The sequence below is a fragment of the Terriglobales bacterium genome, assembly GCA_035561515.1.
Lineage (GTDB): Bacteria > Acidobacteriota > Terriglobia > Terriglobales > Acidobacteriaceae > DATMXP01.
The window spans coordinates 132994-154760 of record DATMXP010000024.1 but is presented as its reverse complement, the minus strand read 5'-3'; the positions used below and the strand labels follow the sequence as shown (position 1 = coordinate 154760).

Annotated in this window: 23 protein-coding genes; all 23 read left to right on the top strand. The window is 55.5% G+C overall.

Annotation, left to right across the window (positions count from 1 at the left end):
* Positions 1–428: 428 nt before the first annotated feature.
* The 23 genes from VN577_11830 (at position 429) to VN577_11720 (ending at position 21735) form a co-directional block, all read left to right on the top strand.
* Positions 429–1670 (top strand): tyrosine-type recombinase/integrase, encoded by a 1242-nt coding sequence (locus VN577_11830; protein HWR15511.1) that lies wholly within the window; start codon positions 429–431, stop codon positions 1668–1670.
* Positions 1667–2614 carry a tyrosine-type recombinase/integrase gene (locus tag VN577_11825; GenBank protein ID HWR15510.1) on the top strand — a complete coding sequence of 316 codons (948 nt, stop codon included), beginning with the start codon at positions 1667–1669 and terminating at the stop codon, positions 2612–2614. Before VN577_11830 ends, VN577_11825 begins: the two co-directional genes overlap by 4 nt.
* Positions 2607–3611 (top strand): tyrosine-type recombinase/integrase, encoded by a 1005-nt coding sequence (locus VN577_11820; protein HWR15509.1) that lies wholly within the window; start codon positions 2607–2609, stop codon positions 3609–3611. Before VN577_11825 ends, VN577_11820 begins: the two co-directional genes overlap by 8 nt.
* 265 nt (positions 3612–3876) lie before the next feature.
* Positions 3877–4683 carry a hypothetical protein gene (locus VN577_11815; GenBank protein ID HWR15508.1) on the top strand — a complete coding sequence of 269 codons (807 nt, stop codon included), beginning with the start codon at positions 3877–3879 and terminating at the stop codon, positions 4681–4683.
* Complete coding sequence (locus VN577_11810) at positions 4620–4880, top strand: hypothetical protein (GenBank protein ID HWR15507.1); 261 nt, start codon at positions 4620–4622, stop codon at positions 4878–4880. Before VN577_11815 ends, VN577_11810 begins: the two co-directional genes overlap by 64 nt.
* Positions 4881–5272: 392 nt before the next feature.
* Positions 5273–5962 (top strand): hypothetical protein, encoded by a 690-nt coding sequence (locus VN577_11805; protein HWR15506.1) that lies wholly within the window; start codon positions 5273–5275, stop codon positions 5960–5962.
* A gap of 123 nt (positions 5963–6085) precedes the next feature.
* Positions 6086–6517, top strand: coding sequence for a hemerythrin family protein (locus tag VN577_11800; protein HWR15505.1), 432 nt, complete (start codon positions 6086–6088; stop codon positions 6515–6517).
* 800 nt (positions 6518–7317) lie between these two features.
* Entirely contained in the window at positions 7318–7875 is a 558-nt protein-coding gene (locus VN577_11795) for a ParB/Srx family N-terminal domain-containing protein (GenBank protein ID HWR15504.1), read from the top strand.
* A gap of 93 nt (positions 7876–7968) precedes the next feature.
* Positions 7969–9351: a Na+/H+ antiporter NhaA gene (nhaA, locus tag VN577_11790; protein ID HWR15503.1), complete on the top strand. Its 1383-nt coding sequence runs from the start codon at positions 7969–7971 to the stop codon at positions 9349–9351.
* 510 nt (positions 9352–9861) lie between these two features.
* The gene (locus tag VN577_11785; GenBank protein ID HWR15502.1) at positions 9862–10572 is read left to right on the top strand and encodes a DNA methyltransferase; all 711 of its coding nucleotides are present in this window, start codon (positions 9862–9864) and stop codon (positions 10570–10572) included.
* 96 nt (positions 10573–10668) lie between these two features.
* Positions 10669–10992 carry a TrbC/VirB2 family protein gene (locus VN577_11780; protein ID HWR15501.1) on the top strand — a complete coding sequence of 108 codons (324 nt, stop codon included), beginning with the start codon at positions 10669–10671 and terminating at the stop codon, positions 10990–10992.
* A 30-nt stretch (positions 10993–11022) separates the two neighbouring features.
* Positions 11023–11346: a VirB3 family type IV secretion system protein gene (locus tag VN577_11775; GenBank protein ID HWR15500.1), complete on the top strand. Its 324-nt coding sequence runs from the start codon at positions 11023–11025 to the stop codon at positions 11344–11346.
* Positions 11333–13813 carry a DUF87 domain-containing protein gene (locus VN577_11770; protein HWR15499.1) on the top strand — a complete coding sequence of 827 codons (2481 nt, stop codon included), beginning with the start codon at positions 11333–11335 and terminating at the stop codon, positions 13811–13813. Before VN577_11775 ends, VN577_11770 begins: the two co-directional genes overlap by 14 nt.
* Positions 13810–14562: a TrbG/VirB9 family P-type conjugative transfer protein gene (locus VN577_11765; GenBank protein ID HWR15498.1), complete on the top strand. Its 753-nt coding sequence runs from the start codon at positions 13810–13812 to the stop codon at positions 14560–14562. The genes VN577_11770 and VN577_11765 overlap by 4 nt, the downstream gene beginning before the upstream one ends.
* 12 nt (positions 14563–14574) lie before the next feature.
* Positions 14575–15816, top strand: coding sequence for a TrbI/VirB10 family protein (locus VN577_11760; GenBank protein HWR15497.1), 1242 nt, complete (start codon positions 14575–14577; stop codon positions 15814–15816).
* Between the two features lie 41 nt (positions 15817–15857).
* On the top strand, positions 15858–16688 hold the full coding sequence (locus VN577_11755; GenBank protein HWR15496.1) for a DUF4141 domain-containing protein: 831 nt from the start codon (positions 15858–15860) through the stop codon (positions 16686–16688).
* A gap of 4 nt (positions 16689–16692) precedes the next feature.
* Positions 16693–17514 carry a type IV secretion system protein gene (locus tag VN577_11750; GenBank protein HWR15495.1) on the top strand — a complete coding sequence of 274 codons (822 nt, stop codon included), beginning with the start codon at positions 16693–16695 and terminating at the stop codon, positions 17512–17514.
* Between the two features lie 6 nt (positions 17515–17520).
* A complete protein-coding gene (locus VN577_11745; protein HWR15494.1) occupies positions 17521–18204 on the top strand; it encodes a VirB8/TrbF family protein in 684 nt (227 codons plus the stop codon).
* Between the two features lie 334 nt (positions 18205–18538).
* A complete protein-coding gene (locus VN577_11740) occupies positions 18539–18919 on the top strand; it encodes a single-stranded DNA-binding protein (protein HWR15493.1) in 381 nt (126 codons plus the stop codon).
* 22 nt (positions 18920–18941) lie between these two features.
* Positions 18942–19295 carry a hypothetical protein gene (locus VN577_11735; GenBank protein ID HWR15492.1) on the top strand — a complete coding sequence of 118 codons (354 nt, stop codon included), beginning with the start codon at positions 18942–18944 and terminating at the stop codon, positions 19293–19295.
* A 50-nt stretch (positions 19296–19345) separates the two neighbouring features.
* Positions 19346–19777, top strand: coding sequence for a hypothetical protein (locus VN577_11730; GenBank protein ID HWR15491.1), 432 nt, complete (start codon positions 19346–19348; stop codon positions 19775–19777).
* The gene (locus VN577_11725) at positions 19777–20808 is read left to right on the top strand and encodes a hypothetical protein (protein HWR15490.1); all 1032 of its coding nucleotides are present in this window, start codon (positions 19777–19779) and stop codon (positions 20806–20808) included. Before VN577_11730 ends, VN577_11725 begins: the two co-directional genes overlap by 1 nt.
* A gap of 3 nt (positions 20809–20811) precedes the next feature.
* Positions 20812–21735 (top strand): hypothetical protein, encoded by a 924-nt coding sequence (locus VN577_11720; GenBank protein ID HWR15489.1) that lies wholly within the window; start codon positions 20812–20814, stop codon positions 21733–21735.
* Positions 21736–21767 lie beyond the last annotated feature (32 nt).

Below are 21767 nucleotides of genomic sequence, written 5' to 3'. Positions count from 1 at the left end.
ACTTTCCTCCGGCGAGCAGAGAGCTTCACTCCTACTGCACGTCATAGACGCTCTGCAGTTAAAGATTCCACGACGTCCAGAAAAGGATCGTTATAGACGTCATGGACAGATTCTGAAGAACTAAAGATAAGTCGAGAACCTGCAACGTGAGGACATTCACCCGCTGGAAGAAGCTCTGGGATTTAAGGCACTTCTCGAAACGGACGGACTTCAATACGACATCCCGAGTTTGGCAGCGAAGGTTGGCAAAAATCCGTCATTCATCGCCACTTTATGTGGTTTTCAACATAAAGTGGTTTATGTTGTGTAGTTGCTTATGTGGCGATGGCGCTAGGCTGGGGTGTTTTCTGCCGGTAAGAGCACGACTGAGCACAACATAAATAGACGAGCGCATGTGCATGGAAGAACCTCCTACCAGGAGGAAGCACATGTTCAAAACCTTATATCGGTGCGCACACACGTCCACTCGTCACGAGAACGGTCCTGCGGCGAAGTCTCGTTTGGCCTATCTGGAATATCTGGCGGCAGGAGGTGCAACACTGCATACCTTGCGTGCAAGGGCCGGTGTTCTCTTTCGAGCTGCCGTGCACATGAATCTGGACGACATCAGTCCCGTAAAACAAGAGGCAGTCGAGGAAGCGGCACGGGCATGGGCTCATCGCCCGTATCTGAACACGATGGCAAAGGGGACTTACAAGACCGAACGTGAGTTCCGAATGTTCACTTGCAGTTGGCTGCGTCATGCGGGGCGGCTACTGGAGAAGAGCGGGCCGCCGACTCCGCACCAAGCCGAGATCGATGCGTACTGCCGTTACATGATAGAAGAACGTGGGTTGGCGAAAGCAACCGTCACTACAGCTCAGTGGGAACTTCCGAAGTTCTTTCGATACACCGCAGACAAGACTCTCAAGCAAATGCGGCTGGCAGATGTAGAGGGGTTCCTTGCACATCTCGGAAAGCTGGGATGGACGCGGCGTGGAATAAACACCATGGCGCACGTCATACGCGGCTTCTTCAAATATGCCGAGGTGAAGAAGTGGACCAAGCCAGGTATCGGCGTAGAAATCCACGGTCCGCGCATATATCGTCAGGAGTTCTTGCCACTGGGGCCATCCTGGCCCGATGTGCAACGTCTTCTGGCGAGCACTGAGACCGATCATCCATACGACATACGGGATCGTGCGATCCTGTTGCTGCTGGCGGTTTACGGAATGCGCATCGGCGAGGTTCGACGCATCCGGCTGTGCGATGTGGACTGGGAAAATCGCACGCTGACCATCCCGCTTACCAAACAGCGCCGGGCGCGGATCTGTCCTGTGATTCCAGCGCTTGCTGATGCAATCGAACGATACGTGCGGGAGGTGCGTCCGAAATGTGCTTATCAGGAACTCTTCCTGCGGCTCCACGCTCCCCATCGACCATTTACTCCAGGCGGGCTTTACGGAGTCGTCGGCGATCGCATGAAGCGGTTGAAAATAGAATCTCCGCGGACCGGCCCTCACAGCCTTCGACACGCCTGCGCTACGCACCTGCTTGCGCAGGGCCTGACGCTGACAGAGGTGGGAGGACATCTCGGGCACACTTCGGCTGACTCCACGCGGGTATACGCAAAGGTAGACATGCCCAGATTGCGCGAAGTGGCGGAGCTTGATCTTGGAGGTCTGCTATGAATCTGAAGCTTGCCACACTGGAATATGTTGCACTGAAGCAGTCCATGGGAATGAGGTTCGAGACAGAAGCCACGATACTTCGTGCGTTCGTAAAGCGGATGGGAGATGCGGTTGCCATGGCGACGGTGACATCCAAGGATGTTCTCCAATATCTGAATGGCCGCAAGGCCGACCCGGTGACCTTGTTCTGGCATCGCAAACACGATGCACTCAAAGGCTTCTGGGAGTTCGCTATCCGTCGCGGCTATACGGACCGTTCTCCTGTCCCGGTGCGTCGCGCCAAAGAGCCGGTTCCCTTCGTTCCGTATATCTACACACGGGAAGAGCTGAAGCGACTACTCGACGGAGTTACCAGCTACCAGAAGAAGTGGTTGAAGCTGGAATCCGTCACTCTGCGAGTCATGCTTCTGCTGATCTATGGCGCGGGCCTCCGCACCAGTGAAGCCCTGCATCTGACATGTGCAGATGTTGATCTGCCTGGCGCAACACTCACCATCCGGGAGAGCAAGTTCTATAAAACCCGACGCATCGCTCTCAACGTTCAACTCTGCGGCGTGCTTGCCGAATACGACCGCAATCGCCGGCAGATGGAACATGATCGATCCGATGCGGCGCCGTTTTTCTGCTATAAGAACGGCGCTTCCGTGGCGCGCTTCGTTCTGGAAGATGCGTTCCTCCGGCTGCGCGATCATGCGGGTGTGAATCGCAGCAATGCTCGTTATCAACCGCGACTGCACGATCTCCGTCACACCTTCGCTGTGCATCGGCTCACGGCGTGGTATCGAACAGGCTCCGACGTACAGAATCTGCTTCCGGCTCTCTCGACTCATCTGGGCCACGTAAATCTGAAAGGCACTCAGCGCTACCTGACAATGACGCCCGAACTTCTTGCAGAGGCATCTCTCCGCTTCGCAGGTTATGCTCAGGAGGTGCTTCATGGATAAGCGCGAGTTGCTAGGGCCATGGCTCCGCCGGTTCCTTCTGGAATATGCCGTTCATGAGCGAAACCTGTCGCGCAACACGCAGCAAAGCTATCGTGACACGCTTACCTTGCTGCTTCCGGTCGTTGCGGATCGAGCAGAAAAGCCGCCAGATCAGCGGCTGGTCATCGATCTCTCAGCCAACCGGGTCCGTGCCTTCCTCGCTCATCTTGAGCAGGTTCGTAAGGTCAAAATCAGCACACGCAATCAACGGTTGGCTGCGATCCACGCGCTGGCGCGCTTCATCGCAGAGCATAGTCCTCAACATGTCGCATGGGCGGGAGAGGTGCGAACGGTTCCCTTCAAGAAGACGGTGCGAGAACTAGTCTCCTACCTCGACAAGCATGAGGTCGAAGCGCTGCTGGCTGTGCCGGATCGCGCAACTTCACAGGGGCGGCGGAACTATGCGCTGTTACTGTTCCTCTACAACTCGGGCGCGCGTGCCAGCGAGGCCGCCAATCTTCGTATCGGCGATCTGGCGCTGGATACGCGGCCTCCTCTGGCCGCCAGCGTTCGCATCCTCGGCAAAGGTGGGAAGGTGCGCCAATGCCCTCTGTGGCCCAAAACGGCGCAAGAACTGGAACAACTTGTAAGAAACCGCTCGGCGGAACAGAGGGTTTTCCTCAATCGACGTGGAGAACCGCTCACTCGCTACGGCATCTATGCACTCATCCGAACATGCACCGTTCAGGCGGCCAAGCGTGCGCCATCGTTGCTCTCGAAAAGGATCGGCCCGCACACACTGCGCCACTCCACGGCCACGCACTTGCTGCGGGCGGGCGTCGATCTGAACACCATCCGCGCATGGCTGGGACATGTGTCGCTCGATACGACGCAGATATATGCGGAAATCGACCTAGAAGCAAAAGCGCGTGCGCTTGACCGATGCCAGACGCCGGAGATGCAGAAGTCAACTCTGGAACCGATCGTAGGGCTGATGCAGTTCTTGCGAACGATCTGACCACGTCCAGCTTATGTGGTCTTCAGCTCTGGCTTCACCGCGACACCGATAGAAGCGACCATCTGAAGGCCACATAAGTAACTATGCAACATAAACCACTAGACTTCGTTTAACCGAACTGGTTCCACAAATTCAGGATGCTTTTCTCGCCGACCAGATCGGTGTTGGTCATGCGCTGGAGATTGCCAAGCTACCCCAATCGGAACAAGAACGGGCGTTCGATGCTGCCTTCCGTACCGTATGGACAGGCGGCAAAGACAGTCGTGTGTTGCTTCCGGTTCGGGACTTATCGGCATGGATTGAGCCAAACATCCTGCTCTCGCTCGATTCCATCCCCTTCGACAAAAAGGACGAGACGCTTGTTCCCGAAGCTGGCAGTTGCGTCAATTGCCCCAAGCGTACCGGGTTCAACACCCTACTCTTCGATGCAGCATTGAAGGACAGTTGCAGCGATTCAAGTTGCTACAACAACAAACTCGGCAAACACATCGAGCAGCAAATTGCCGAAAAACCGAAACTGGTACAGATCGCGACCAGCTACGGCACGAATGGCAACAACAATGTGCTAACCCGCAATCACTACGTTGCGCTGAACCTTTCCGCCGCGAAGCGCAAGGCACAAGCGCCGCTCTCGCCTTATCAGAAGCCGTGCAAGCAGATGAGCGAGGCGATTGTGGTAGATGGCTGTGCACGCGGACAGATCGTGAAAGTTTGCGCCGACACCAATTGCTCCATTCACTTCGCCGACCGTCGCGCTCCCGATCCGGAGCAGATGGCCAAGGAACGCGCACGGCGTAGGAAGGAACTGGAAAAGATGCGGCTCGAAATCACGATTCGGCACCGCATGTTGGCAGAGGTACTGAAGCGCATCGGCTCACCGCTTGACCGCGCCGATCTTGCGTTGGTGGCTAGTGCGCTGTTCAACAAGCTGGAACCGCTTCGCCGGGAACTATTGGCGCGGCGACACAAGCTGATCGAAAGACAGACAACAGCGTCAGTATTCAGCAGGTGCAGCAGGCCATCGCAAAGATGCTGCGGCAAGCGGATGAAGCGGCCCTGTCCAAACTGTTAATCGAGATCACCTTGCTGGACTTGGCAGATCGGGCAGCAGAAGGCGACAACGATGTGCTGACAGCAACGGCGAAACGTCATCGCGTGGATGTGGCAAAAGTGCGCAAGGCGGTCGAGGCGGAATTCGCTGCCAAGCGTGCCAAACAGGAAGCTAAAGAGAAAAAGCTGAAGAAGAGCACGGCGAAATCGGCAGCGTAACTCTACTACTTGGCAACTCAGGCACTCGGACATTGTCCGAGTGCCCGTTTCTTGTGGGCTGCGACGCCCGTGTTCCCACCCGGCTGGGGATGCTGCGTTCGCAGCGGCTTTGCTATCCCGCCCCACGGGAAGAAGACTCCCACACGCCCAACCCAAAATTCTGTGGCCGACGATTTACCGATGCGCTCGGGCTTGGTTCCGAACTTGTAACCAAAGTCCCGAGATGGGATCCATTGTTTTCGCTCATGTCAGGCTAGATCTTTGCGAGAACAAACCACATAAGTCCCAACTGCATTCACCTAATGGGTTTAGGTTAGGACTGGGTAACCTTTACCAGCTAGCCGAGAAGTGAAATCATCCTCTCGAACAATGTTTGCGAGAAAAGCTAAATCATGCACAGCCTGACGAAGCTATCGATAGCAGCGATTATTGTTGCCATGAATTGCTTGGCATACTCACAGCAAGATTCATCGAGTCAACCGCTGGGAGATATCGCACGAGAGCAAAAAGATAAGCGCAACCAGCTAGAAAAGAAAGATAAAGCCAAAAAGATATACACCGACGCAGACCTGCCGCCTGCTTCTGGCCCCGACAAGGACTTATCTGCTGCTACAGCTTCTAGGGATGCGGAGGAACGAGATCCGACGGTTCCGAAACCACCCATTGAGCCCGCCATTACCAACGAGGTTGAGCAGAAAAAAGCAGGGAATCCGCAAGTATCTGGCAGCTCAGAGGAGACCAACGATTCACTGATCATTCTTGCAGGTACTCAGATCAAAGCAGACATTTCGCAGGTTCCGGCGGGTATACAGCTTTCTCCCCACATTATGTCAGGCAGAGTTGTTGTACCCGTGCGCATCGGTTTTACTACTGCGATTCCGGCTCTGACAGAGGTTACCGTTTCCGTTACGGGGCATCACTACGATGCAGGCTATGTCGACGTAGTCGAACTCATCGCAGTTAAGATCGTTGGCACCACCTATACCATACATACCGATCAGATACCGTTGTTTTCAACACGAGCAGGCAACGTGCGTGAAGTGACCTTTACGCTTATGGAGCCATTGCGTATTCCCCGGTGATCGCACTGCGTGCCGCTACAGAGTTTCGCCGCTAGCGAGCTTTTTTATCGGGCGCATTGAAAATATGAGGCGACTATTAGTCAATATTCGATGCGTCCATGAGCACAGATTGCGGAGATACAGATGGCGCTGATACGTGTTGATGAATTGCCGGATCTCGGATTCCCTGAACTTGATGCTGAGCACCGAGAGGTCGTGCGACTCATGAATCAACTGCACGACGCAAGCACCTTAGAAAAAGACCCACAAGTACTCAACTCCATTCTCCAGGAACTGGTCGCTTTTACAAAATCGCATTTTGCTGAAGAAGAGCAGGTCATGGAGAAGCTTGGCTATCCGGCCCAAGCCGAGCATAAGAGACAGCACCAAGAGGTACTGGGGATGCTGTTAGCATTTCAAGGAGGCTCCGACGCGGGAGATTCCATATCGAACATTGCTATGTTGGAGCTGCTGCAAGGATGGCTCGGAAAACATATTCCCACCGAAGATAAGAGGCTCGCAGTTTGGTATCGGGCGCGACGTGGCCCACAAGCTGCCTGGAAGATCGCAAAGTAATTCTCTTCCCGAAATTAGCCTGCTTGATCGCCACAATTTTCAATACGGGAGTTCTCGTTACGAATTTGGAACAAAACGCAGAATTAAGTTCGTTTTCTAAGAACTCGAATATGCTGTCGAAGAGTTTTCAGATCGAGAGTGACTTGTGTCTAGCGTGTTTGATATGACCGACGCCATCAACGCTGGAGTCCTCAGGTTCGGGATTGCCCAACGGGACTATGTTGCCTACGTTGAAGTTGCTGACTCCGGCGTTGGTTTTCAGTATTGTGTGACTCGCCGAGGGGTCCGGCTTACCGCAGGCCATGCACCTGACTTTGCTACGGCAAAACAGAAAGCAGAAGCAGACTTGAAGCTTTTCTGTTCGACACCGCATTAGAACAAGCATTTCTAGTCCTCGAAACGGTAAAAACACGCCAATGGGCTAGCTGCTCTCGAATCCCATTGACTACCTAAATCTCACCTAACATACTAAGGTCGATGGCTCGAAATGCTCCAATCATCATCACTGGCATGATAGTTGTTACACTATTTGTGCTGTTGGCATTTCCAGCGATCATTCCGATCAATGCCCCACCGGTCCTGAAGACATTCAAGGACATGTTTGTCGGTGTCTTGTCCCTGGTGATGGTTCTCTTGACGTTTGTTCTATTGAGGGATCGTATCAGTGTCGATGCTTTTCAATTCTCTGAATCCACCTTCAATAGTTTGTCCCTGCCCACCCTCCGTTGCTGAGACCACTTTCCTCGTTTAGCGCCAGTACCAACCATGCCTGCTTTTGATTGCGCACAGATGGAGGATAAGTGTCTACGCACGTACAGCAGCGTTTGCCTAAGATTCGCGTGGCCGATTCCAAGGCTTATCACTGGTTTTGGTCGCACGCCCCTTGCTACTGGCAGGGCAAAGTTGATCTTGAGATTTGTCTCATTGATTTCGGTCTCCTGGAACCCGCACATACGCTGAAACATTGGGATGTCCTAGCTACCTGGACGCGGCAGATCGCTTGTCGCCGACAAATCCCGCCGTTGATTGTTTCTCGAACTCCGCATGGAACGTACTACATCCACGACGGCAATCATCGGGTCGAAGCCCTAAGGATCTGCTTTCGAAAGCACCTCAAGCGATTACGCGTTCGTGTGGCAGTTGCGAAGCCTAGAGATGGTTTCGTATTTCGATGGCAAGAGTTCAGTACTCACAGTACATATCAGCTGGTGCCGAACGGGTGCGGTAAGCTTTCGTTCCCGGACGAACTCGGGCGTGCCGGGCCGCCCGAGTCTTTGCACCTGCTCAACTTCTTCACCCTAGAGAAGGAATTAACAAAGAAAGAACCGACGGAATGCAGTTCGACGATGGACCGCTAATTGGTTCACCTTGGCAGGTGCTTGAGCATCTGCCAAGGGTTTTTCCTCTGAAACGCTCAGGATCGCAGCAGAGGGTGCTGTTAGGAAAAGAAGATGACGATTCCACCGCGCAGATTAGGGCAACTCAACGTCGATCAAGAGTTCTCGTTTGCCACACGCCACATCGAAGTTCCTGCACAAGAGTTTATCTACCGGGAGGGAGTCAGTGCGATTCTTTTACTGTCCGCAGCTCTCCTGGCGTTGGGCTGGGCAAACTCACCTTGGGCTGACTACTATTATCGCTTTTGGCAAGCGGAACTATCCTTTGACTTGGGATTCTTGCATGTAGGTAAAGATTTTCACCACTGGATTAATGATGGCCTCATGGCACTGTTTTTCTTTCTGGTTGGGATGGAGATCAAGCATGAACTGGCTCATGGATATCTATCTACTCGAAAACAGGCGTTTCTTCCGGTTATCGCCGCACTGGGCGGCATGATCGTTCCGGCAACTTTGTTCTTGGTACTTACCCACGCTACGCCGTTTGCACCGGGATGGGGTATTTCGATGGCTACGGATATCGCCTTTGCCGTGGGGATATTGTCGTTGCTCCCCGGTATTTCCAGTGAAGCGAAAGTATTGCTTTTGGCTCTTGCCATAGCAGACGACATCGGTGCCATCGCCGTGATTGCTTTCTTCTACAGCGAGACGATTCAAATTGCTCCTCTTGTGTTCGGGGGAGCACTCCTCCTGGGGGTTTACGGCTTACGCTGGGCGCGAGTCAGGTTTGCATTTCCCTATGTGCTGTTAGGCATTCTCTTTTGGATGGCTATTCTGAAGTCCGGAATCCATGCCTCTATCGCAGGTGTAGTTCTTGCGTTCATGGTGAGTACGCGGCAGACTGTTTCCCGCTCCGCATTTGAGGAAAGGTCGGCGCCGATACTGGCAGAGTTCCGGCAATCAATGCGGGAAGATAACGTAAGCCGTGCCGATGCTAATCTCGGTGCGCTTGAAGCATTAGTTGTAAGCACTGACTCTCCGATTGAACGCCTCACCCGTGCGCTCCATCCCTGGGTCGCCTTTGTCGTGTTGCCACTGTTCGCCTTTGCGAATTCTGGAATCACATTTTCCGCGAGTGCGGTTAGAGCTTCGTTTCAGACGACTTTATTTTGGGGTGTTGTTGTGGGCCTTGTGTTGGGAAAACCGATTGGCATTTTCCTGTTTAGCTGGATTGCAGCTCGAACCCGGCTGGCCTCGCTCCCCAACGACATGTCCTTCAGGGAACTAGCAGGGATTGGGATCGTGGCCGGAATTGGGTTTACGGTATCGATATTCATCGCCGGTCTTGCCTACGAAAACCTACAGTTGGTGAATATCTCCAAGTTCGCGATTCTTGTGGCTTCGACTGTCGCGGGCATTTGCGGTTATCTGTGGCTGCGTTTTTCTGGCCGCAAAACAAGCACGCAACGGTTCTCGTTCTATCAGAAGACGGCGTAGAGTCGTTTTGTTTGAGCGTAGGCTGTTTCTGGTATTAGCGCCGAATGAGGCCACGCCTTCGGCTGGAATCCATGAGTTGTATTGTTCCCGGGGACTTGAGAGTGCCCTACGTACTCCTGGGATCTGTGCGGAATCGCAACAGGGAATGACCTCCTTCCGGTCTCTAGTCGCTGTAGCCATAGTGTCTCCATTTGCACTTTGATCTCTTGCTTCGCTCAGGCACTGCTCTGGGAATTCTTCCTGCGCCCTGCGAGAAGCGCTGTTCTGCTTCGCGAGTTTTCGCCATTTTATTTTTTCTGAATGTTTGGGAGACATGAAAACTCGCGCCCTCCGGGTCCCGGTTTCACGCCGCAATTTCGCATGCGGATAACGGACTTTTTTCGTCGGCAAAATTCCCTCGCGATCCTCCGGGAATGCACCGCGTCTCCCTTGGGAGCAGGACCCCTCGCATGGCTCCGCCCAGTGTGCCCCGAGCGACTCCAGAGACAAGGGGCAAGAGGAGATTCGAAAATGACAACCGCAAACGCAGTTCGCGTCCACAACGGCACGCTCGTTAACAGCATCGTCCATGGCGATTGCATTCAGGTGATGTGCCAGCTTCCTGCACAGAGCGTGGATCTGATTCTGACCGATCCACCGTATCTGGTGAACTTCCGTGATCGCGCAGGCCGCAGCATTCCGAATGACCGCGATGACTCCTGGCTTAAGCCGGCATTCACTGAAGCATTCCGAATCCTGAAAACCAACCGCTTCATGATCTGCTTCTACGGCTGGTCGAGGATTGATTCTTTCTTGCAAGCATGGCGGGAAGCAGGATTCCATCCAGTCGGCCACCTCGTGTTCGCGAAAGACTATGCATCGAGAACGACATTCCTGCGCTACCAGCACGAGCAGGCTTTCTTACTAGCCAAGGGTCATCCGAACGCGCCCGCCGCGCCGATCTCTGATGTGCGGGAGTTCCGCTATTCCCGGAACAAGTTGCATCCGACACAGAAGCCGGTTTCGTCGCTCATCCCGTTGATCGAGAGTTTTTCGCGGACCGGCGATCTTGTAGCCGATCCATTTTGTGGCTCGGCATCGACATGCGCTGCGGCCTTACTCACTGGCCGTCACTTTATCGGAATCGAACTGGACGAGGCGTACCACCGCATCGCCGTAGATCGTATGGCAAGAATCCGCAACAGGATCGCCGCCCAGCGATTATTGCCTAAAAGAGAATAATCGTCCTAAAAAGATACAAATGGTGTCTCGATTTCTGGCTTAGGGTCTTCCGAGCACGCGGCAGATGGTCCGCGAAAACTCGGAGGAACCTGATTCATGCAGCCACCTACTCCCTTAACTCCTAAGCGCCGAAGATTCGGCACGCCGTTACGTACCGCTTTAACCGCTTCGCTGACGTTGCTGACCATTCCAGCCTTTGCGCAAGGCACAAGTGCCTCCCCCTGGGAAAACGCTGTCGATGTTCTCCGTACAGCTTTTACCGGCCCCATCGCCACCGGTTTGTCGCTGGTAGCCATCGTCGTCGGCGGTTTGATGTTCGCCTATGGCGAGGGCCAGTCCAAGCGGATGCTGGCTGGAATCGTCTTCGGCGTCGGCATGGCCATCGGGGCAGTGAACTTCATGGCCTGGTTGTTTCCATAAGAACAACAGAAGAAAGGAGGAGACTGCGCGATGGTCAAGGGCGGCTCACAACTGGAATATCGGCGCAACAAGGTGTTCAAGGCCATGAACCGCCCACTGACCATCTTGGGTGCAGAGAGGCGACTGTTCTTCGTCGCGTTGATCTCAGGAGGGGCAATCTTCTCGCTCATGCACTCACTGTTAGGCGGCATTGTGCTGTTCGTTGTAAGTGTTGTCGCAGCCCGTATCGCCACCAAACACGACGTGGAAATCCTCCGCGTGCTCTTCAACTCCAGCAAATTCCGCAGACGGTACGACCCGATGAAATGGGAACCCATCGCAATCACGATCAGGAGTCACCGTGTTCAGGACTAGCAACATCACCGAGGACTGGAAAGAGGCAGGATCATTCGCCGCTCAGATCAATCTGTACGGCTTCTGGGATGAACACTGCTTCCTGACCAAGTCCGGCGATCTCGGTTGTGCGCTGCGCATTGGCGGCATCGACTACGAAAGCCTCGACCATGCAGGACGTGACTACGCGGTGAAACGACTGGAAGCGGCTTTTCGATCGCTCGACACCAGGACGCGGCTTTATCAGATCCTCTTCAAACACAATTTGCCTGCTATTCCGTGCCCGCGACAAGGCAGTCCACTGGTACGCGCCACCTTCGGACAACGCACGTCGTTCCTTGAATCGAAGGCCGAGCGGTTGTACTCGATCGAGATCTTCTGGGTCGTGATGATCGACGGCAGACACGCCAGGACTGGATTGCTGCACGCATTGGCACAGTTGCCAAAACACCCACGACAATCGCTTCGCGCTTTGTGGGGCTTGGCCTCCAGTCATAAAGAACGCACTCTTCTGTACGAAGAGATCGAACGCGACCGGATGCGGTTGCAGCAAAGAGTGCAGAGCTTGAGTGGGCAGCTCAACGACCTGATCGAGGTCGAGCTGCTAGGGGCGGAGAAGACCTTCCGGCTGGTCCGGCGTCTCGTGAACTTCCGCCCCTCCAAAGTTCAAGAAGCGCGACTGCACGGGCCGCGCTTCCTCGACTGGCAGTTGTGCGGCTCGGAGCTGGAAGCACATCGCGGCTATCTCCGTCTGGATGACTACTTCGTCCGTGTCCTGACACTGAAGGAGATGCCGAGTGAAACGCAGCCTTTGCTACTCAACGGGCTGCTCGACATTCCAGCCAATTTCCACGTTGTCACCGAGTGGCATCCGGTGGATAACGCCGACGCGCGCAAGGAGATCAATAAGCGGCGCCGCCACTACCACAACTCCAAGACCAGTTTTCTTTCCAACTTGCAGGACCGCCAGAACACCGGGCCTCGCGATGAATTGGTGGACGATTCAAAAGAGGCTGCCGTCGCCGAATTAGGTGACGCGCTGACCGCACTTGGAATGGAGGGCAAATCCTTCGGTGAGTTCACGCTCTCGGCCATCATTTATGACGAAGACCGTATGAAGGTGGAACAGACGATTGGAGAATTCCAAAAACTGTTCACCACGCACGATGGCCTGCTTTATGAGGAACGCTACAACCTGTTGAATACCTTCTTTGCCACCGTACCGGGCAATCGCCAGTTCAACCTCCGCCGTCAGTGGGCGATCAACTCCAATTACGCCGACTTGTCGTTCCTGTTTACGGTCGATTCCGGAAAACCCTGGAATGCCCACCTGGAACGAGAATACCTTGCAGTGCTTGAAACCGCCCATGGAACTCCCTATTACCTGAATCTGCACGCGGGAGATGTGGCGCATACGCTGGTCCTCGGGGCCACCGGTTCCGGCAAGAGTTTTGCTCTGGGCTCCCTGCTTCAGTCGCTCCAGAAGTATGAACCGCTGACATTCATTTTTGATCTCGGTGGCAGTTACGAAACACTCACGCGCGTCTTTGGCGGAACCTATCTCAATGTCGGACTGAAGAACCCCGGCTTCACCATCAATCCGTTCTCACTCGACCCGACGCACGAGAATCTGAACTTCCTCTATCTCTTCCTGCGAGTGTTGATCGAATCTGGTGGGCGATATGAACTAACAACAACGGACGAGAAGGCGCTGTTTGCCGCGATTGAGCGCGCCTACAAGCTTCCGCGCGAGATACGGACCTTAACCAACTTCGCCTCTATTCTCGGTCCGCTTGGTGAACGGCTCCATCGCTGGACGCAGGCTGGTCAGTTTGGATACCTCTTCGACAACGTCGAAGACACACTGACCTTCTCGCGTTTTCAGACCTTCAACTTTGACGGTTGGTCCGAATATCCGGACATTCTGGAACCGCTGTTGTTTTACGTCCTGCAGCGTGCGTCATCGGAGATCGAAAAGCCTGAGAACACCGCGATCTTCAAAGCCTTTGTCATCGACGAAGCATGGATCTTCCTCAAGAACCAGACCATCCGCGACTGGATCACGCGTGCGGAAAAGACCTGGCGCAAGAAGAACGCCGCGATGATCCTTGCGACGCAATCGGTCGTGGAGTTGCAGACATCGGAGATGCTGCACGTTGTCAACGAATCCTGCCCGACCAAGATATTCCTCGCCAATCCGAATATCGACCGTCGTCTCTACACCGAGATTTTCCAATTCAATGATACGCAGCTGGAACTGCTGGAGTCGCTCGTTCCCAGGCGTGACCTACTACTGATCCAGCCACAAGGCACCAAAAGGCTTGTGCTGGAAGTTGATCCACTGACGTACTGGATCGTCACCAACAATGCCCGCGACAACCTGCGCAGGCAGGAATATTTCAGCCGCTACGGCGCGGAAGAAGGACTCCTGCGCCTTGCCCATGATTATCCCAACCTGCAATCCCAGGAAATGAAAGGTGACCAATGAAAATAAGGTTCCTATCCGTTATTTGCTTGTTGTTTGGTTCGGCCTTGGGTTTCGCCCAGCCGACCGCTCGTGTGGTGAAGTACCACACCAATGACATCGTCAGCGTGAAGGCAAAACTCCGCTACACGACGCTGATTCAGCTTCCCGCCACAGAGAAGATTTTAGAGGTCGCCACCGGCGACAAGGACTTCTGGATCATCGACGCCAGCGGCAACTACTGCTTTCTCCATCCCGCGAAAGAAGGCATTCGCTCCAACCTGAACCTGATCACCGACAGGGGCAACGTATATTCGTTCACGCTCGACGAAGTCGAATCTGGCGAACCCGACCTGAAGGTGGTGATTGAGCCTTCGGATGCTTCCTCCATTGCTGCCGTCCACAGCCTGCCGAAGTATGTTCCGGCATCGGAAGTCGAGTCGGCAAAGGCCCAGGCACAAGTGGCACAAACACAGGCGGCGCAGGCGATTGAGCAGTTTCGTGCCGAGTATCCCATCCGGATACTCAAGTTCGACTATCGCTACCGCAACGACAAGCCGTTCAACGTAGATGCCATTTATCAGGACGGCCAGTTCACCTACATCAAGTCCACTGCTACCGAGAAGTTTGCGATCTACGAACTGAAAGACGGCAAGCCCAACCTCATCAACTTTCAGTTGAGAGATGGAACGTATGTCATCTCCAAGGTTGTGGATCGCGGTTATCTCCGCATCGGCAAGCACAAGCTCGCCTTTGAACGGGTCAACCAATAACAGGAGGGAGCGATGTCAGAGGAAAAAGACAAGAAGTCCGGTCGCGTTCCGCCCGCTGAAGAGATGGTGGACATTCCCGAATTGCACGACCGACGTCCGAAGCCTGAAGGTGTTCTGCCCAAGCAGAGTCAGGCTTACGCCATTGTCGGACTGGCCGTGCTGATCCTGATGGCGGTGATGTTCTCGAAGAACCAGACGAAACCTGCAACCAAACCTTCGGCGGCAGGTCCTGCCGTTTCGACGGAGGCGAACCGGCGCAACATCGAAGAACTGCAACGCGAGCTAACGGAACAGCAAAGAAAAAGCGAGGAAACACAATCGCGGAGCAGCGATATTCCAGTGACGAACGTCGCGACTAGAAGTGACGCACAAGCAAACGTTGCTCGGAACAGTGATATCCGGCAGTCTGAGCCTCCGCACGATCCGATGGCGGATGCCGAGCGAACACTGAGCTTCAAGGCGCGCTTCGCCTCCAACCTTGTCGGCATGAGCGATGCCGTGAAGCAATCTTCCTCTACACAATCACGAGATGTGGTCTCCGACGTCGGCAACGAATCACTGGCCATGTCGCCGTCCGCAAAGGCACAACTTGTCGGCACCAACACGACCGAGAAGACACAATCGAGCAACCAGAAAACATCGGAGGTGAATGTCAACTCCGCCTATGGCCAGCTTTATGTGCTCTTCGAAGGGACCACCATCGACACAGCGCTTGTCAACCGTCTCGACGGTGAATTCTCCGGGCCGGTGAAGGTAATGGTCACCAATCCCGTTTACAGCCAGGACCGTCAGCACATTCTCATACCGGAAGGCACGTTCCTTCTCGGCGAGGTGCTGAAGGTTTCCGGCTTTGGGCAGAAGCGGCTTACGGTCACATTTCATCGAATGCTGATGCCGGACGGCTATTCCGTTGACCTCGACCAGTTCCTCGGTCTCGACCAGGTCGGCGAGACCGGATTGAAGGACAAGGTCAACAACCACTATCCCCAAATCTTCGGGGCCTCGATTGCGCTCGGCATCATCTCTGGCGCGGCGGAGGCAACGACCGACGGCGGCTACAACCAGAGCGGCTCCGATATGTACCGGCAAGGTGTCGCATCGAGTCTCTCGCAAGAAAGCGCTCACGTCCTGGACCGCTTCATCAACATTCCGCCGACCCTCACTATCCGTGAAGGTCATCGGATCAAGGTTTATCTGACACAGGACTTGCTGCTGCCTGCATACGAAAACCACACGGTTCCTCCCAATATCTGAGCCGGGAGCCGACAACTATCACCGATGAACAGGAGGTTTGAATGAAATCAGGAAGGCTTTGCTGTCTCGTTTTGCTGTCCGTCGCACTGTTTGCCTCTTCAGCGCACGCGCAATGGACTGTCTTTGATCCCACCAACTACGCCAATGCCGTCAAGGAGTTCAAGCAGCTTCAAGACATGTACACAACGGCGGTTCAGACGCGCGACCAGATCATCGACGCGTACAACCTCGCCTACCAGATGTCGCGAATGCCGCAGAACCTTTATCAGCGTTATAAATCAGACTTCTCGCAATGGACCAATCTGTCCGCGCCAAACACCTACGGCAACACTTCGGCATGGATTGATGCGCTGGACCTCGGAAGCCCAAGTCGCGCGCTTGCCGCCTACGAAAACGCGGTGATTCAGCCCGACACTTATCCAGAGATCAGTCTTTCTGCCCAGGATGCACCGACGCAGGCGGCCATCAAGAACCAGTATGCTACTTCCGAAATTGGACAAGGCACGCTAACCAGCACGCTCTCGACGCTCGGTACAATCCGATCAAATTCACAGGCATTCGCTCAAAAGCTGGCCAATCTCGAATCGGACACCTTCTCCACCGACCCTACGCAGCAGACCGAGATGGCTGTGTTGGGAAAGATCAACACCGCCACACTACTCCAAATCCGTTCGCAGCAGGACACGAACCAGATCCTCGCCGCTTCTGTCGCGCATCAGGCGCTCGCCGACAAGCAGCGCATGGACGAACAGAACCGGCTAATCAATCAAGCTGTGTATTTCCAGCAGAACTTCAACGTGACCATGCAACATGTCAGTGGCGGGGTGAGCGATGCCATTCGCTCGATCTCATTGAGCACGAACGCACACTAATTCGATGAACCAGAATCCGTTCACATTTCTCGGCCAGGCGATCAGTGAATTGCTCACCAGCCACAGCACAGCCATTCAGGCGATGGGCCTGAACCTGTTTCGTGGCCTGGCGTTGATCCTGATTGTCTGGTTTGGCGTGAAGGCCGCCCTCTCCGCCGCCCACGGGCACGGCGGCGGATTCAATTTCGCTCACTTCGCCGACCTGATTCTGTTGATCTCTTTCGGCCTCGGTATGCTGACCTACTACTCAACGCCTATTCCGGGAGTCGGCTATAGCTTCAGCGATCTGGTTACTCAAGAGACGCTGCAACTGTCAGCTCTGATCGAATCCGACCAGATGCAGCAGATTGCCGACGCCGTGGTGAACGCCGAGGAGCAACTCGGCTCTCCACCTGGCATCTTCAGCTTTCACGAATCGCTGACCTTCATCGTCATGGCGGTTGCGCTTGCCGCCATGCAAGCGGTGGCGTTTGCCATTATCGCCTACGGCTATGTGGCGTCCGCCGTTTGTGTATTGCTGGGGCCGATCTTCATTCCATTCTTCATCGTGCCCAAAATGGACTGGCTCTTCTGGGGGTGGTTCAAGGCGTTTCTCGGCTTCAGCTTCTACCAAGTCGTCGCCTCCGCCTTCATCTTCGTCTTCTCAAAGGTGCTGCTGGGCATGCTGGCCGTCATCGGACCGCTCTCACTCTCCAATGCCTTCACCATCCTGCCCGCACTACTGGTGACGTTATTTGTTTGCATTTACGGGTTGATCAAAATTCCGGAGCTAACTGCTTCCATTCTCGGTGGACGCGCCGGCTCCTGGGTCAACCCACTGGGGTAAAGAAATATGACGAAAACACCAAATTCGTTGCCGATCAGCGCGGCCGGACAAAGGTTCTTGGAACTCTACGCTGAGCCAGTCGTGACCAACACCTACCTGAAGATCGCGATTCTGGTTTTGGCAGGGGTTTCATCCGTCTGTCTCTATCTTCTATATAGGGCGCAAACGGCGGCCCTACAGCTTAAGCCTCTGATCATCTCGGTTACCGACTCCGGGCGCGGGCAGGTACTCCGCTATGACGACCTCCGTGCCATCCCTATCGAGCGTGTCAGCAAGTATTACCTCGCGCGCTGGACGGAGCTCTACTACGGACGCAATCGTGCGACCCTGCATCGCGACTTTGCGGAATCGCTGAACTTCTTTTCGAACGAATTGCAGGCTGCCACGCTGGCCGAGGTCCGCAAGACGAATGTGCTCGACGCCTTCCTGCTCGACGCCAGCCAGCAGAATGTCGACATCGAGATCAAGGCCGTCGTACTCGAAGATACGCGGCAGTCGCCTTATCGCGCACGCATCGAATTCGACAAGGTTTTTCACTCCATCGGCGACCAACGGGAGCAACGCCGCGAGCGCTGGACCGCGAACGTCGTCTATGGATTCCGCGACGAGGTGCCCAACCAGATGCTGTTGTCCAACCCACTCGGACTTGTCATCAGCTACTGCCGCGAGGATCAGGCGTTCGGGAGTTGACGATGGCCCGGTTTCTTCGCCCTTCCGGTTTCCCTGGCTGGAATGTTTTCGGTGAGCGCCATTCCTCCAGGTTTAGTCCTGTCACTCCCTCGGTCACCCGCTCGGTGCTTGTCCTGCGCCCGGCGGGAACTGCGCGGCTCTGCTTTTCCGGTTCCTTCCACAACAAATCTCCCGCGCTAACCAACGCGCGGCTTTCGGCCCTGTGGGCGAGATTTCTTGCGGGTCCTTCCCCTAAAGCGCCGCTTGCCCTTGGGAGCAGGGCACACTACGCGACGCTTCGCGCAAAGGGTGTCCCGAGTGAGATTCGGGCCAAACCAATACGGAGGAAAAGATCATGGCTCTCTACAAGAACACCATCCAGCTCAAAGGCTTCGTCGGCAAAGACGCCGAAACCAAGTCCGTCAGCAACGGCAACTCACTCACCGTCTTCTCCCTCGCGACCAAGTCCAGCTTCAAGGACAAGCAGTCCGATGAGTGGGTCTCCCATACCGAGTGGCACCGCATCGTCTGCTTCGGCAAGCCCGCCGAGTTCGCGAAAGAGCTCAAGAAGGGCGACTACGCCGAAGTCGAGGGCGAACTGCGCAGCTCCGAGTACGAGGCCAACGGCGATAAGTCGTTCAAGCGCCGCAGCTGGGAGGTACGCGCCAGCAGCGTTCGCAGGCTCCAACGCCCGGAGCGCTCCGGGCATGATCCGATCGACGACGAGGCCGCGTGAGCGGCTTCGTCCAAAAGGCGGAATGACCTCCGGTCTCTCCGCCTTTTTTACTATCGAGTACCCCACTGATAAGGAGACCCTCATGTTGGCCAATGCCGTCTTCATTGCGACCTTGATCTTTCTTGCGCTGATCGTCTGGCTCAGTGGCGAGCTGCGCTTCCTCGCGCCCTGGCGCAGCTTGATCGTCCGCAGCTACCTGCCGGAAATCAGTGCGTACTGCGCGTTGTTGTTTGCCAACATTCTCGGCCTTGCCATCTGGATCGAACGCAAGTTCTTCCTTCGCGACACCGGCCGCAAGCTCAAGCACCTAGACCAGGAGATTCACAGTGGGCACAACGAACTCTCAGAAGAAATCACAACGGAATTCAGCGAATAGCCGGCAACCGTACACACGACAAACCGCCCAACAGGCGAGAGAAGGAGATCATGATGGCAGTAGAGGATTCCCCCAGGAAATCACCACGCGAAACGCCAAAGGGCGAAGAGGCCCAAGGTATCGAGTTCGGCGAGGCCCCCGCTCCCTCGCCGGTGCCTCACCGGCGAAGCCAAGCGCCACAGTATTACGGGGACGACGATCTCGTTGCCCGCGTGCGCGCCGCTCGCGCGGAGTATCAGCGCAAGCTCGAAGAATTCGGAGATGTTTCTGAGTACAAGATCAGCAAGATCTACGGGCAACGAACCGATATCCGCTACGACGATGAGGTCAAGAAGGAAGACCCGCCAGCACCTACATCTCCTCAGGCTCGCCAATCCGTCCCCGTCGAACGCTCGCGAGGTAACGTCTCGAAGAGTGATCCTGGCCAAGAGTCATTCGAGTTTGAAGCCGAAGATACGCTGTCCAAACGCGAGGAGCGGTGATGCGATTCGATCTTCCGCACGAGCTGCTGCGGCGGCGCCAGCCGGAGTCGCCGGAGACGCCACCGCTTGAACCATCGCCGATCGAGCTGCACGGCGACCGACTTCGCGATCAGCGAGAGCACGTTCGGCAGTTGAACCTCCATCGCGAGCCGACAAGGACGAAGGACGGTTCGCCTCAATATTCCCCGCAACACTCGCAACCGGATGCGCGGCGGGCCGTCGCACACGATCACCAAACCTCGCGCCGCCCACGGCGCAACAATTTGCCGGTCTCAGTGATCGGTCCGTCACTCCGGCCAGAGGAGATCACGGCGCTGGGCGAGATCGGTCGCTTCCGGGTCGTCTCGACCCGAGATCTTGCCGCCAGTGTCTACGACGGACAGCACTCTCGGCTTACCCGCGATCTTCGATTCCTCACGCAACAAGGGCTGGTCCAAGTCGAATCGGTCAATGCTCGCCGCGACGGTCGCGCTGGAAAGGTGGAGCCTATCGAGGTCGTGACTCTCACCGAAGAGGGGCGTAGGATGGCTCGCCAACTCGCGGGCCTGCCGGAAGATCAGCGCCTCTACTCGGGCCTCGTCAAGCCGCGCGAGGTCGAGCACGACGCGCAAATCTATCGTGCCTATCGGAAAGAGTCCGAGCGCATCGAGAACGCAGGCGGCACCAACCTTCGCGTCCGTCTCGACTTCGAGATGAAAGCGCAAATTCAGAAAGCGATCTATGCCGAGCGCAAGGCTGATCCTGAACGCGACATGAACGAAATCAAGCAGCAGGTCGCTCAACAGTTCGAGCTTCCGTTTGTCGGCGGCGGTATTCAGATTCCCGACGCCCGCATCGAATACGACCTTGACCAGGGAAGTCGTAGCGGGCACGCGGATGTAGAGGTCCTGACCGCCGCCTATCGCCCCGGCCATTTGCACAACAAGGCGCAGGCGGGCTTCCGGCTCTACGCATCCGCCTCCGACCGTTCCACCTTGACAGCAAAGATCGAGGACGAACATCACCTGCTCGATCGCATTCTGGAGTTGTAAGTCATGACCATCGATCCCATTGCCGATATCAGATCGCTCGGCTACACCGAGCGCGAAGCGATGTTCTTGTATCTCGTCGCTGCTCACTCCGGCTACTTCGTCCGTCGCCAGTACGATTACTTTATTGACCGGGTTGCGGGAGCGATTGCCCAGAAGCTGATCGAGAAGACGCGAACTGCCGGGCATGTCGAGGTTCTCGACTACTGCAATGGCTATCGCGTCTATCATTTGCGCGCCAAAACGATCTATGGCCTCCTCGACAACCCGGAATCGCAGAATCGGCGGCGGAAGGGTGACGCTGCTATTCAGGCACGGCTCATCGCTCTCGACTACGTTCTTGACCGGGAGGAGGATCGCTTCCTGGTGTCGGAGGCAGAGCGCAAACGGTTCTTCGTCGAGACCAGAAGGGTTCCTCTCCAGTTGTTCACCGATCACCGGGGAAAATTTCTTCCGCCGCTCGCTGTGTTTCCCATCTCGCTGGCAGACCGCGAACATCCGGACGAATCGCAAGTGCGGTTTCTCTTTCCCGACGAGGGCATGCTCACGATCAAGAAGTTTCGTCGCTATCTCGATACAGTCGAGCCACTGCTGCGGGCGCTCGGCAATTTCGAGTTGGTCTACGCTTCGAGTTCGGAGCGCAACTTCGGAGCGGCAACCGAGGAGTGCCGCAAGAGATTCTCTCCCCAAGCGGATCAAGACGCGCAAACGCGGTTCGACGATTGGCGTCAAACTCGTGCGGCTTCACCGCGGAATGCTGTGCTGTTGAGGGGAAAGCTCACTCCGTTGCTGTATCGCCGGAGCTATCCGAGGATACGACGTAACGAACCCGCCTCTCTAGCCGCCTCTCGCCCTCTGCCTCTAGACCGTCCTCCCAAAGTTCTTACCCAACAACAACTTGGCAAAACGGCGGGGTCAAGACCGGGGTAAACCGGGGGCGGGAGCGACCCTCCGCGCACAGC